Annotated in this window: 13 protein-coding genes; 11 read left to right on the forward strand and 2 right to left on the reverse strand. The window is 63.1% G+C overall.

Going from position 1 to position 13,304, the window contains the following annotated elements:
• The first annotated feature begins 144 nt into the window (after positions 1 to 144).
• The 9 genes from TU80_RS14980 to TU80_RS15020 all read left to right on the forward strand — a co-directional run bounded on the left by TU80_RS14980 (position 145) and on the right by TU80_RS15020 (position 8,944).
• Positions 145 to 1,560, forward strand: coding sequence for a purine-cytosine permease family protein (locus tag TU80_RS14980; protein WP_046383798.1), 1,416 nt, complete (start codon positions 145 to 147; stop codon positions 1,558 to 1,560).
• A 288-nt stretch (positions 1,561 to 1,848) separates the two neighbouring features.
• Positions 1,849 to 2,142: a hypothetical protein gene (locus TU80_RS14985; protein ID WP_046383799.1), complete on the forward strand. Its 294-nt coding sequence runs from the start codon at positions 1,849 to 1,851 to the stop codon at positions 2,140 to 2,142.
• 303 nt (positions 2,143 to 2,445) lie between these two features.
• Complete coding sequence (locus TU80_RS14990) at positions 2,446 to 2,937, forward strand: GNAT family N-acetyltransferase (RefSeq protein ID WP_046383800.1); 492 nt, start codon at positions 2,446 to 2,448, stop codon at positions 2,935 to 2,937.
• A gap of 70 nt (positions 2,938 to 3,007) precedes the next feature.
• Positions 3,008 to 3,247 (forward strand): hypothetical protein, encoded by a 240-nt coding sequence (locus TU80_RS14995; RefSeq protein WP_046383801.1) that lies wholly within the window; start codon positions 3,008 to 3,010, stop codon positions 3,245 to 3,247.
• Between the two features lie 74 nt (positions 3,248 to 3,321).
• Positions 3,322 to 3,747 (forward strand): GNAT family N-acetyltransferase, encoded by a 426-nt coding sequence (locus tag TU80_RS15000; protein ID WP_046383802.1) that lies wholly within the window; start codon positions 3,322 to 3,324, stop codon positions 3,745 to 3,747.
• Positions 3,748 to 3,956: 209 nt separating this feature from the next.
• Positions 3,957 to 4,478: a sigma-70 family RNA polymerase sigma factor gene (locus TU80_RS15005; protein ID WP_046383803.1), complete on the forward strand. Its 522-nt coding sequence runs from the start codon at positions 3,957 to 3,959 to the stop codon at positions 4,476 to 4,478.
• Complete coding sequence (locus TU80_RS15010; protein WP_046383804.1) at positions 4,475 to 5,425, forward strand: FecR domain-containing protein; 951 nt, start codon at positions 4,475 to 4,477, stop codon at positions 5,423 to 5,425. The genes TU80_RS15005 and TU80_RS15010 overlap by 4 nt, the downstream gene beginning before the upstream one ends.
• 97 nt (positions 5,426 to 5,522) lie before the next feature.
• Positions 5,523 to 7,985 (forward strand): TonB-dependent siderophore receptor, encoded by a 2,463-nt coding sequence (locus tag TU80_RS15015; RefSeq protein WP_057004805.1) that lies wholly within the window; start codon positions 5,523 to 5,525, stop codon positions 7,983 to 7,985.
• A gap of 65 nt (positions 7,986 to 8,050) precedes the next feature.
• A complete protein-coding gene (locus tag TU80_RS15020; RefSeq protein ID WP_046488436.1) occupies positions 8,051 to 8,944 on the forward strand; it encodes an AraC family transcriptional regulator in 894 nt (297 codons plus the stop codon).
• On the opposite strand, the gene TU80_RS15025 is transcribed toward TU80_RS15020, so the two are convergent.
• Complete coding sequence (locus TU80_RS15025; protein ID WP_046383807.1) at positions 8,886 to 9,473, reverse strand: LysE family translocator; 588 nt, start codon at positions 9,471 to 9,473, stop codon at positions 8,886 to 8,888. The two genes, TU80_RS15020 and TU80_RS15025, sit on opposite strands and share 59 nt — an antisense overlap.
• Before the next feature lie 78 nt (positions 9,474 to 9,551).
• Positions 9,552 to 10,253, reverse strand: a complete 702-nt coding sequence (locus TU80_RS15030; protein WP_046383808.1) for a FadR/GntR family transcriptional regulator — start codon at positions 10,251 to 10,253, stop codon at positions 9,552 to 9,554.
• Between the two features lie 317 nt (positions 10,254 to 10,570).
• On the opposite strand from TU80_RS15030, the gene TU80_RS15040 reads away from it, so the two are divergent.
• Both TU80_RS15040 and gudD read left to right on the forward strand, forming a co-directional pair.
• Entirely contained in the window at positions 10,571 to 11,920 is a 1,350-nt protein-coding gene (locus TU80_RS15040; protein WP_046383809.1) for an MFS transporter, read from the forward strand.
• Positions 11,921 to 11,932: 12 nt separating this feature from the next.
• On the forward strand, positions 11,933 to 13,282 hold the full coding sequence (gudD, locus tag TU80_RS15045) for a glucarate dehydratase (RefSeq protein WP_057004807.1): 1,350 nt from the start codon (positions 11,933 to 11,935) through the stop codon (positions 13,280 to 13,282).
• Positions 13,283 to 13,304 lie beyond the last annotated feature (22 nt).

The raw sequence follows: 13,304 nt of genomic DNA on the forward strand, positions 1-13,304 counted from the left end.
AGATACTTTTTTTAAGGTCTATAGCAACAAACTTACTAATTTACCTCCCCGCCCCCATTGCAGATGATCGCTCCAACAACAAAGCGCCGCTGAGCGGCGCACAGCGAAGTACGTCAACGTACTCACCTTGCCTTGGAGCTCGTCATGGTTACCACTGCAACATCCAGCGCCCCGCTTATCGAAAAACACACGATTGGATACGTGCCCCCGGAAGATCGCCACGGAAAGGTAAGAGACCTGTTCACCCTGTGGTTCGGCGGCAACATCGCGCCGTTGCCGATCGTCACGGGTGCGCTGGGCGTGCAACTGTTCCATCTCAATCTGATCTGGGGCATCGTCGCCATCCTCGTCGGCCACCTGGTCGGCGGCGTGTTGATGGCATTGCACTCGGCCCAGGGCCCGCAGATGGGCATCCCGCAAATGATCCAGAGCCGCGCACAATTCGGCTCCCTCGGCGCGTTGCTGGTGGTGGTGATCGCCGGGGTGATGTACATCGGTTTCTTCGCCTCCAACATCGTGCTGGCCGGTAAATCCCTGCACGGTGTGGTCGACAGCGTGCCGGTGCCGGTGGGCATCGTGATCGGCGCCATCGGTTCCGGGATCATCGGCATCATCGGCTACCGTTTCATCCACGTACTCAACCGCATCGGCACCTGGGTACTGGGCGCGGGGATCGTGCTGGGTTTCGGCTACATCTTCAGCCATATACAGACCAGCGACTTTCTGACCCGCGGCAGCTTCAACCTCTCCGGCTGGCTGGCCACCGTGTCCCTGGCGGCGCTGTGGCAGATCGCGTTCGCGCCCTACGTCTCCGACTATTCGCGCTACCTGCCGGCCGACGTACCCGTCGCGTCGACCTTCTGGACCACCTACCTGGGCTCGGCGCTGGGTTCGAGCCTGTCGTTCATCTTCGGCGCCGTCGCGGTGCTCGCCACCCCGGTGGGCATGGACACCATGGACGCGGTCAAACTCGCCACCGGCGCCATCGGCCCGTTGATGCTGGTGCTGTTCTTGCTCAGCGTGATCAGCCACAACGCCCTCAACCTGTACGGTGCGGTGCTGTCGATCATCACCCTGGTGCAGACCTTCGCCTACCGCTGGATCCCCACCGCGAAAAGCCGCGCCGTGATCTCGATCATCGTACTCGCGGCCTGTTCGGTGGCCGCGGTATTTGCCTCGAAAGACTTTATCGGCCACTTCGTCGACATGGTCCTGGTGCTGCTGGTGGTACTGGTGCCGTGGACGGCGATCAACCTGATCGACTTCTACGCGATCCATAAAGGCAAGTACGACATTGCATCGATCTTCCGCGTGGACGGCGGGCTCTACGGGCGCTACAACCCCCAGGCGCTGCTGGCCTATGCGGTGGGGATCGCGGTGCAGATTCCGTTCATGAACACACCGCTGTACGTGGGGCCGATTTCGCAGCACATCAACGGCGCGGATTTGTCGTGGGTGGTGGGGTTGGTGGTGACGTCGCCGTTGTATTTCTGGTTGGCGAGTCGGGACAGTGCGTATAAGCGGCGGATGGCGGAGGGGACGCTGGTGGGTGGAGTTTGAAACAGCCTGTCGGTTGCGCCTCGATTAACCGCACCTTATAGTTCGCCCCGTCGCTGGCATTGGTCGGCGACAGGGTTTCGCAGCCCTACACAATAGAATCAACCTGCACAGTCATCAGACCCTCAGGCGGTGTCCGTCTGCGCCTCGTTTATGGCGGCTGTGCGTGGGAGACCTTCGGGTCTGCCGGGGGTGATTCTTCCTGGTCTGCGAACCCGCGCACAGTTGCCACCCAATCTGTTTCGCAGCAGCAAGGTGGTGATTCTTTTTACCCAAATAGAATCGAACCTCATGACCAATCAAAATCCGCCCCGCCGCTTCACCCCCATGTCCCAAACCGCAACCGACTACCCGGTCCTGCTGATCGACAGCGACGCCCCGCTCAGCGAGTTGCACGCCTGCGCCAGCGAGCGCCTCAATGCCGCGCTCGCCTACCTGCACCTGATGGCCTGTTCCAAAGTGTCCGACTATGCCGAGCACGACATCAATACCGTCGCCAACACCGCCCGGATCATGGTCCAGGATGTGGCGGATGTGTTTACGGTGATGGAGCGGCGTGGGTTTGATTCGCCTGCGGTGAGTTGACGTGATGTAAGTGCTGAGGAAACCCGCTTTGGCGGGTTTTCTGGTTTCTGGTGAACTGGAAGTTGGCGCGTGAAGTGGACTTGATGGCGTTTGTCCCGCCGCCATCGCAGCCTCGCTGGGGCTCGACAGCTCCCACCGTCGACCGAGCCCGGCCTCCAGAAGTGGGTCGGTCATCAAGCCCCGTCACTTGGCCCCGCTAAACCTCGCTGGCCGAACATCCTCGTCGACCCAGAGGCCACAATGGCGGCGCTATAGACACCCGGCTATCATGTGGCCTTTCGCTTACCCCCCCGAGGAAACCGCATGCCCGCCCTCTCCTTTCGCAACGCCCTCCCCAGCGACGCCGCCCATTGCTTCGACATTGAAACCAGCGCCTACGAAGGCGACGAAGCCGCGACCCTGGAAAAGATCGCCACGCGCATTGCCCAATACCCGCAAGGCTTTTTGATCCTGGAGGCAGATGGCGAGGTGGTGGGCTTCATCAACAGCGGCTGCGCCCACAAGGTGGTGATGTCGGATGAGGCGTTCAAGGAGTTGGTCGGCCATGCGGCCGAGGCGCCGAATGTGGTGATCATGTCGGTGGTGGTCGCCCCGGCGCACCAGGGCAAGGGCTATTCCACCGCGTTGATGCGCGAGTTTGTGCAGCGCATGCGCGCGTTGGGCAAGCAGACGATTCACTTGATGTGCAAGGACCGCCATGTGGCGCTGTACACACGCCTGGGCTACCGCTACGTGCAGCCGTCGGCGTCGGACCATGGAGGGATGGCGTGGCATGAGATGGTGATGGCCTTTTAATAGCCACCCTGGGAACTTATCCCTGTTGCAGCGCCCAACAAGGCACCACGAATTGACTCGGACTGCTTTGATGTCCAGGGCACGTATCAGCCGCTTGTTGACCTCCTCTTTGATCGCAGCCCCGTTGATGGCCATGGTGCCGGTTGCATTCGGTGCCACTGCGCAGGACATCGAGCACCTCCGAAACTTATCCGTCGACCAGTTCCGCCGGGAGGCCAAGCAACGCGCCGAGGAGCAGGCGCGCCAGGAAGCCAGGGAAAAGCAGTTGCAGGAAGAGGAGGTACGCGCTTTATTGGTCGAAAAACCCTGATCACGCCCACACTCAATCGTATAAAGAACTGTCTAGACGCTTGTCGGACAACGGGCCACAAGGAATCCAGCGCGATGCAGCCTCCTCTCATTGAAATCAGCGACCAGCCCAACCCCGACGCCGAACGCATCCTCGGCAACGGCCTGGCGGCGTTCAACGAACAAGCCACCGGCTACCATGACCGGCGCCCGCTGAGCGTGCTGGTCAAAGACCCGCACACCCAGCAGGTGCTCGGCGGCATCACCGGCCGGAGCGCATTCGGCATGGCCTTCCTCGACCTCTTCCACTTGCCCGAGACCCTGCGCGGTTCCGGCATCGGTAGCCGATTGCTGCGCGCCTTCGAAGACGAAGCCCGACGCCGCGGTTGTCGCAATGCCGTGCTCTACACCATCAGCTTCCAGGCACCGGGGTTCTATGAGAAGAACGGCTGGGTGCGGTTTGGCGAAATCGCCTGTGAACCCGAGGGCAACAGCCGGGTGTTTCTGTCGAAACAGCTGTGAGATTCAGGCGTTCACTCGTTGGAGATCAACGTGCCGGTACCGACGAGTGAATAGATGATGGCCTGGATATCCAGGTTCTTGATGCCCGAGCTGATTTCTTCAATCCATCGATACAGCCTCCCAAAAGCAAACCAATATCATTTGCGCACAACCCGACGCTTTGGTTTAATCGCGACCAATTCTTATTTACGCCAAAGCCTTTGCGCTGGATGGACAGTGTGTCGACCTCCTTCACCCACCTCTATGGCACCCACCACAGCTGGCTGCTCGGCCTGCTGCGGCGGCGCCTGAACGACCGCTGGGATGCCGCCGACCTGGCCCACGACACGTTTATCCGCATCCTCGGCCGCCCGTTGGCCGAAACCGATCACGTCGGCCAACGCTCCTACCTGGCCACCATCGCCCGTGGCCTGTGCATCGACCACTGGCGCCGCCGCCAACTGGAACGCGCCTGGCTGCAAACCCTGGCCGAGCGCCCGGAAGCGCAGCAGCCGTCGCCGGAGCAACGGGCGATCATCGTCGAAACCCTCTACGAAGTGGACACGATGCTCGCGCGCCTGCCGAAGAAGGTCAGCGAGGCCTTTTTACTCGCGCACTTGCACGGTCTGCCCTACAAGCAGATCGCCGTACAGCTTGGCGTGTGCGAGCGCATGGTCAAGAAGTACATGGCCCAGGCCCTGCTGCACTGCGCGATTCTGGAAGCCGAACTCGACGGGATGCTGGTGCAATGAGCCGCCCCGGCCAGCTCAGCCACGCCAGCCTGGAGCAGGCTGCGCACTGGTACGTGCGCCTGCAGGCCCCAGGCGGTGCGCTCGAACAGTTGCGCTGGCAAACCTGGGTCGCGCAAAGCCCCGAGCACCTGGCGGCCTGGCAGTACGTGCAGCGCGTCAGCCAGCGTTTTGCGCCGTTGCTGGAGCAACCCCATGGCGCCAGCCGGGCCTTGCGCAGCTCGCGGCGCCAGACGCTCAAGACCCTGCTGGTGCTGGGTGTCGGCTCGACACTGGCCTGGGGCACCTGGCGCCACAGCCCCCTGCCCCGCCTGGCAAGCGGCTGGAGTGCCGACTATGCGACCGCCAACGGCGAGACCCGCGACGCGCTGCTGACCGATGGCAGCCACGTGTGGCTGAACACACAGAGCGCGCTGGATGTGCGCTTCGATGCCGCGCAACGCTTGCTGCGCCTGCGTTTTGGCGAAGTGTTGATCGACACCGCCAAGGACCCCAACCGTCCGTTCCTGGTGGACACCGAACAAGGCCGGCTGCAGGCGCTGGGCACGCGCTTCAGCGTGGTGCAAGGCGATGAACATACCCAGCTCACGGTATTCGAGGGCCGGGTGCGGGTCAGTACGCTCAACCCGCACCCACGGATTGTCGACACCGGCCAACAGCTGACGTTTACCCGCAACCACTTCAACACCGCCAGCGTCGCCTCCCCGGCCCGTGAAGCCTGGAGCCGTGGCGTGCTGCTGGCGGACAACCTGCCGCTCGGCGAGTTGATCGCCGAACTCAACCGCTATAGCCCCGGCCACCTGGGCTGCGACCCGGCCGTGGCGCAGTTGCCGGTGATGGGTTCGTTCCCGCTCAAGGACAGCGACCAGGCCCTGCACCTGCTGCAAGCCGCGCTGCCGATTCGGGTCGAGCGGCCGATGCCGTGGTGGGTCAGCGTGGGGCCGCAGTAAAAAACTTCACCCGCCAGTTCCCTTTTTCGACACTCGTTCGGTTAACCCTGCAGACGCTTTCAACTCGCCGATCGACTTGATCCAAAGGGACACCTCCATGCCGCAACCTGCTCGCTTCGCGCTGCGCCCACTGGCGCTGGCCACCTCCCTGCTTTGCCTCGGCGCACCGACGCTGTACGCCGCCGAGCCGACCTCGACCCAGGAAGCCGCGCGCAGTTATCGCATCGCGGGCGGCGCCCTGGTCGCCGTGCTGAACAGCTTCGCCGAACAGTCCGGAATGTTCATCGCCGGCCATAACAGCCTCGCTGCCGGTAAAACCAGCCCCGGCCTGAACGGCAGCTACACCCCGACCAGCGGTTTGCAGCACCTGTTGCAGGGCAGCGGTTTGCAGGCGCTGCCCCAAGGCAACAACGGTTACGTGCTGGAGCTGATCCCCGCCCACAGCGGCGCGCTGGAGCTGGGCGCCACGACGATTTCCGGCCAGGGCCTGGGCGCTATCACCGAAGACACCCATGCCTACACTACCGGTGTCATGGCCTCGGCCACCGGCCTGCCGCTGTCGATGCGCGACACCCCGCAGTCGGTCACGGTGATCACCCGCCAGCAGATGGACGACCAGGGCTCCAACAGCATCGCCGACACCCTGCGCCGCGCCCCCGGCGTGAGCGTGCAGAACTACGACAGCGAACGCTGGGAGTTCTCCAGCCGTGGCCTGCCGATCACCAATTTCCAGTACGACGGCGTCAACGCCACCTATGACGGCGTGTACGACTACGGCACCACCAGCACCGACATGGCAGTGTACGACCACCTGGAAATCATCAAGGGCTCGGCCGGCCTGCTCAGCGGTTCCGGCGACCCGTCGGCCACGGTCAACCTGATCCGCAAAAAGCCCACGCGGGAATTCAAGGCCTCGGTCACCCAGACGTTCGGCTCCTGGGACAACTACCGCACCGAAGGCGATATTTCCGGCCCCTTGACCGAGTCGGGCAATCTGCGCGGACGCTTTGTCGGCGTGTATCAGGACCGCCAGTCGTATCTCGATCACTACCAGCACACCAAGGACATCGGCTACGGCATCCTTGAAGCGGACCTTACGCCCGACACCCTGCTGACCTTCGGTATCGACCAGCAAGACACCCGCTCCCGTGGCGCCAGCTGGACCGGTTTCCCGATGTTCTTCAGCGACGGCTCGCGCACGCACTTCTCGCGCTCGTTCAACCCGGCGGCCGACTGGAGCCGCCGCGACTTCCAGAACCAGACGCTGTTCGCCTCGGTGCAACAGCAGTTGGCGAACGACTGGTCGCTCAAGGTCAGCCTCGACCGCAAGCGCAGTCAGCACGACACCCTGCTCGCCTCCGCCAGCGGCGGCAACCCGGACCCGGTCAGCGGCGACGGCATGTACATGTTCATGGGCAAATACAAGGGCGACCAGTTACAGAACACCCTGGACGTCAATCTCAGCGGGCCGTTCAACCTGTTTGGCCGCGAGCACGAGCTGATCATGGGCTTTATGGCTACCCGCTCGAAGCAGGACGTGCCGGTCTACGGTTCGATTTACCCCGCCGTGGGCGGCAGCATTTTCGACTGGCATGGCGAGTACGCCAAACCGGATATCCCGCGCAGCGGCCAGAACGATATCGTGCAACGCCAGACCGGCGCCTACCTGGCCACGCGCTTGAAACCCACGGACGATTTGTCAGTGATCCTCGGCACGCGCGTCAGCACGTTCAGCGGCACCGACACCACCGATTTCTATGACCCGACCAAGGCCGACAACCGCACCACCTACCGCCAGAGCGGCGTGGTCACGCCGTATGCCGGGATCGTCTACGACCTCAACGACACCTGGTCGGTGTACACCAGCTACACCCAGATCTACCGACCGCAAAGCAGCAAGGACGCCGACCGCAAACTGCTCGACCCGATCGAAGGCGCCACCTATGAAGCCGGGCTCAAGGCAGCGTTCTACGACGGCCGCCTGAATGCCAGTTTTGCCGCGTTCCGCATCGAGCAGGACAATGTCGCCGAGTACGTGTCGGGCTTTGAGACCGATTCGGTGTACCGCCCGATTGCCGGCGCCACCACCAAGGGCTTCGAGGCGCAACTGTCGGGTGAAGTGCTGGACGGCTGGAACATCTCGGCCGGCTACACCTACCAGCACACCCGCGATGCCAACAACGGTTATGTGTACAGCTCGGTGCTGCAAACCACCACGCCGCAGCAGGTGGTGCGCCTGTTCAGTAGCTATCGCCTGCCCGGCGCGCTGGAGCATGTCACCGTGGGCGGCGGCGTGAATTGGCAGAGCGAGTTCTTCGGCAACGTGTTCCAACCCGACCCGAACGACACGGTCAACTTCGGCCAGAACGCACGCATCACCCAGGACAGTTACTACCTGGTCGACCTGATGGCCCGCTACCGCTTCAACGAGCACCTGAGCACCACGCTGAACGTGAAGAACCTGTTCGATAAAAAGTACTACACGGGCCTGGGCAACTTCGGCACCGGCTTCTACGGCGAACCGCGCAGCCTGCAACTGGCGACTAAATGGGACTTCTAGGCTGACGGCCCCGGCAGTCTGTGCAATGATCCTCCCTCGATCTCCCAAGGGATGGAGCCGCCGCCATGTCGCTGAACACCGCCACTCACCCCGCGCAAGCGCCGCGCTTCTGGCGCGACGAGCGCTTGCCGTTCATCGAAGCGCGGACCATCGCCGATGGGCGCAAGGTCACCTACACCCGCCACGCCCACGAGCATTTCTCCATCGGCGCGATCACCACCGGGCGCAGCTATTACCACTACGGCGCGGACACCTTCCAGATCAGCGCCGGCACGGTGGTGCTGATGAACCCCGGCGATGTGCATGCGTGCAACCCGATCCACGACCAACCCTGGTCGTATCACATGCTCTACCTCGACACGCCCTGGCTGACGGACCTGCAATACCAGTTGGGCTTCAGCACCGACCAGGGTTATCGACCGTTCAATACGCCCTATACCCGCGACCCGGTGCTGTACAACGGCCTGATCGAGCTGTACCGGACGCTGTTGGATGAGCACGCCGAACTCCTGCAAAAACAGAGCATGCTGGTGAGTTATTTCAGTGAGGTGCAGCAGCGCCTGAACCCTTCGAACACGCCGGTGCGGGAGGTCAATCACAAACTGGAACGCGCCGCCGAATACATCCGCGAACACTGCACCCAGGCCTTGAAACTCGAAGACATCTGCCTGGCGGCCGAGCTGTCGCCGTCTTATCTGATCCGCGCCTTCAAGCAGTATTACGGCTTGACGCCCCATGCGTTTCTGGTGAACCGGCGCATCCAGTTCGCCCGCACCCAATTGCGCAACGGCGAACTGATCGCCGACGTCGCCCTGGCCGCCGGCTTTGCCGACCAGGCGCACTTCCAGCGCACCTTCAAGCTGCACTTCGCCGCCACGCCGGGGCAGTACCGCGACTTGCTCAAGCCATCAGCAAATAACCCACACTGGCCACCAGCAACGCGGCCATCGAACGGTTGAACACCCGCACGCCCTGCGCGTTGCCGAGGTAACGGCGCAAAAACGTGCCGGCGTAGGCCCAGCAGGCTACCGACAGGTAGCAGATCACCAGGTAGAGCGCCGCAAACAGCCACACTTGCCGGGCGTCGCCATCCGCGACAAACAACCCCATCCCCGCCACGCAGGCCAGCCAGGCTTTGGGGTTCAGCCATTGCATGATCGCGCCGTAGAGCATCGACGGCGCCGTTGCGGTGCCTTCGGCGTCCAGCCGGCCATCGTCCACCGCAAGTTTCCAGGCCATGTACAGCAGGAAGGCGACCCCGCCCCACTGGATCAACTGGGTCAGAATGGGCCAGCGCAGCAGCACTTCATGCAGCCCCAGGCCGATCAGCACCAGCAACAGCGTGAAGCCGGTGGCGGCACCGAACACATGTTTCTGGCTGGCGACAAAACCGAAGCGCGCGCCCGAACTGAGGGCGACCACATTCACCGGGCCCGGTGTGATGGAGGTGGCCAACGCGAAGGCGGCCATGGAAAGGATCAAGCTCATTGCGGTTCCCTGTTGTGGTGATGAACAGGGGCCACGGTAAACACCCCGGCGAGCCGGGTATTGAAGAAAATGCCCCTGCTACTCGCCGGTCATGCGTTCCAGGCTGTTGCTCAGGTGCAACAACATGGCGGCGCGGGCGGCGTCGGGGTCCTGGCGACGGATGGCGTTGAGGATCGCCTCGTGTTCCAGGTTGGCCAACTGGCCGAGTTTCATCAGGTCGGTATCGCCGCGCTCTTCGGCGTTGATGCGCGTGCGCGGGATCACCGAGTTGCCCAGGTGCTGGATCACATCGGTGAAGTAGGTGTTGCCGGTGGCCTGGGCAATCAACTGATGGAAGCGCACGTCGGGTTCGACGCTGCTGTCGTTGTTGGCCAGCGAGGCCTGGTAGTCGTCGAGGGCCTCGCGCATGTGCTGCAACTGCACCTCGCTGCGGCGCAGCGCGGCCAGGGCGGCGGCCTGGGTTTCCAGGCCCAGGCGCAACTCGAGGATGCCGCGCACGCTGACGGCAGTGTCGTGGTTCAGGTGCAGGCCCTGGCGCTGGTCCCGCGCCAGCACAAAGGTGCCCACCCCGTGCCGGGTTTCCACCAGCCCTGCCGCCTGCAACTTCGACAGCGCCTCACGCACCACCGTGCGACTGACACCGTACTCGCCGACGATGGCCGACTCGGAGGGCAGCTTCTCGCCCGGCGCCAGTTGGCCGAGGAGAATGCGCTGGGTCAGCGTGGTCACGATGTCATGGGCCAGGCCCTGGGAGCGCTTGCGGGGGGTGTGGTTGTGCATCGGTCATTCCATCGGTTGGGCCCGGTCAATACTAACATCCCCTTGCACCACCTGCTTGTATGACAACAAACAAATTCCGCCACAACTGCGCCGCGTTTTCACGGGAGCCGATTTGCCTGCGATTGTATCGGCGCGATTGATTTTATGCGCTATGGCGCCTGTAAACAGGTACGCCAGCCCTGTCGCGTGCTCGTACAGCCAAAATTTACGTTGCGACGCGGAAAAAATCAGTTGTATGATGTCTATCAAGTTGCCAGGCACCCCCGGCAGCCCTGAACCCATCCCCGCACAACAATAATCCGTGGGAGTTCTACCCCGTGACCTCTTCCAACCCTGCGACAGCTGCGCCTGCCCTCGACCCCGTCCTGGCCCGCGCGATCAAGAAGGTGAAGCAGCATGTGCTGCCACTGTTCGTGATCATGTTCATCGTCAACTACATCGACCGCGTCAACATCGGCTTTGTCCGCACCCACATGGAACACGATCTGGGCATCGGCGCGGCCGCTTACGGTTTCGGCGCCGGCTTGTTCTTCATCGGCTATGCGTTGTTCGAAGTGCCCTCCAACCTGCTGCTGCAAAAAGTCGGCGCGCGTATCTGGCTGACCCGCATCATGTTCACCTGGGGCATCACCGCGACGCTGATGGCCTTTATCCAGAACGAAACCCACTTCTATATCCTGCGTTTTCTGCTGGGCGTGGCCGAGGCCGGGTTCTTTCCGGGGGTGATCTACTACTTCACCCGCTGGCTGCCCGGGGTGGAGCGCGGCAAGGCGATTGCGATCTTCCTCAGCGGCTCGGCCCTGGCCTCGCTGATCTCCGGCCCGCTGTCCGGCGTGCTGCTGCAAATCAGCGGGCTGGGCCTGCACGGCTGGCAATGGATGTACATCATCGAAGGCATGGCCTCGGTGCTGTTGTGCTTTTTCGTGTGGTTCTGGCTCGACTCCAAACCCCATGACGCCAAGTGGCTCAGCCGCGCCGAACAGGACGCGCTGGTGGGCGAGATCGAACGCGAACAACGCGAGCGTGACGCCGCCACCACCGTCAAGCCGAGCCTGGGCACACTGCTCAAGGACCGCCAGATCATGCTGTTCTGCGCCCTGTATTTCTGCATCCAGCTGACCATCTACGCCGCCACGTTCTGGCTGCCGAGCATCATCAAGAAGATGGGCGACCTGAGTGACATCCAGGTGGGTTTCTACAATTCCATTCCCTGGCTGATTTCGATCATCGCCATGTATTCGTTCGCGGCCCTGGCCGGCAAGTACAAGCACCAACAGGCGTGGGTGGCCACGGCGCTGTTGATTGCCGCGGCGGGAATGTTTTTCTCCACCACCGGCGGGCCGATCTTTGCCTTTGTCGCCATCTGTTTTGCGGCGATCGGGTTCAAGTCGGCATCGTCGCTGTTCTGGCCGATCCCCCAGGGCTACCTCGATGCGCGCATCGCCGCGGCGGTGATCGCGCTGATCAACTCCATCGGCAACCTCGGCGGGTTTGTCGCGCCCACCACCTTCGGCTTTCTGGAGCAGACCACCGGGTCGATCCAGGGTGGTTTGTATGGGCTGGCCGGCACCTCGATCCTCGCGGCGATCCTGGTGTTCTTCGCCAAGACCCGGCCCGGCGCCCAGAGCCCGAGCGTGCTGCACCCCGCCCCCGTCTTGAGCAAATAAGGAAGCGTTTTGATGAATACAGAACACCAGCACCACGCCAGCCATGCCCCCATCGTCACCCACCTGCAAGTGATCCCGGTGGCCGGCCACGACAGCATGCTGCTCAACCTCAGCGGTGCCCACGGGCCGTTTTTCACGCGCAATATCGTGATTCTCAAAGACAGCGCCGGGCACATCGGCGTGGGCGAAGTACCGGGCGGCGAACGCATCCGCGAAACCCTGGAAGACGCGCGCAGCCTGGTGATCGGCAAGCCGATCGGCGCGTACCAGAGCATTCTCAATGCCATGCGCCGCACCTTTGCCGCCCGCGACAGCGGTGGCCGCGGCCTGCAGACGTTCGACCTGCGCATCACCATCCACGCCGTCACCGCGATGGAAGCGGCGCTACTCGATCTGCTCGGCCAGTTCCTTGAAGTGCCGGTGGCCGCCCTGCTCGGCGAAGGCCAGCAGCGCGACGCGGTGAAGATGCTCGGCTACCTGTTCTACATCGGCGACCGTCAGCAGACCGACCTGGCCTACCGCAGCGAAGCCGATGGCGACAATTGGTGCCGCCTGCGCCATGAACCGGCCCTGACCCCGGACGCCATCGTGCGCCTGGCCGAAGCCGCCCAGGCCAAGTACGGCTTCAACGACTTCAAGCTCAAGGGCGGCGTGTTGCGCGGCGCCGAAGAAATCGAAGCGGTCACGGCCCTCGCCGAGCGCTTCCCCGACGCACGCATCACCCTGGACCCGAACGGCGCCTGGTCACTCAAGGAAGCCATCGCCCTGTGCCGCGACCAGCATCACGTATTGGCCTACGCCGAAGACCCGTGCGGCGCGGAAAACGGCTATTCGGGCCGCGAAGTCATGGCTGAATTCCGCCGCGCCACCGGCCTGCCCACCGCCACCAATATGATCGCCACCGACTGGCGCGAAATGGGCCACGCGATCCAGTTGCAATCGGTGGACATCCCCCTCGCCGACCCGCACTTCTGGACGATGCAAGGCTCGGTGCGCGTGGCGCAGATGTGCCATGAATGGGGCCTGACCTGGGGCTCGCATTCCAACAATCACTTCGATATTTCCCTGGCGATGTTCACCCAGGTGGCCGCCGCCGCACCGGGCGACATCACCGCGATCGACACTCACTGGATCTGGCAGGACGGCCAGCGCCTGACCAAGGCGCCGTTGCAGATTGTCGACGGTCACATCCAGGTGCCGACCAAGCCGGGGCTGGGTGTCGAGATCGACATGGACGCGGTGGCCCAGGCCCACGAACGCTACAAAGACATGGGCCTGGGTGCGCGCAATGACAGCGTGGCCATGCAGTTCCTGATCCCCGGTTGGAGTTTCGATAACAAGCGCCCGTGCCTGGTGCGCTGAGCGCCGATCCCGGCCAGCCCGG

The sequence above is a fragment of the Pseudomonas veronii genome (assembly GCF_001439695.1).
Lineage (GTDB): Bacteria > Pseudomonadota > Gammaproteobacteria > Pseudomonadales > Pseudomonadaceae > Aquipseudomonas > Aquipseudomonas veronii.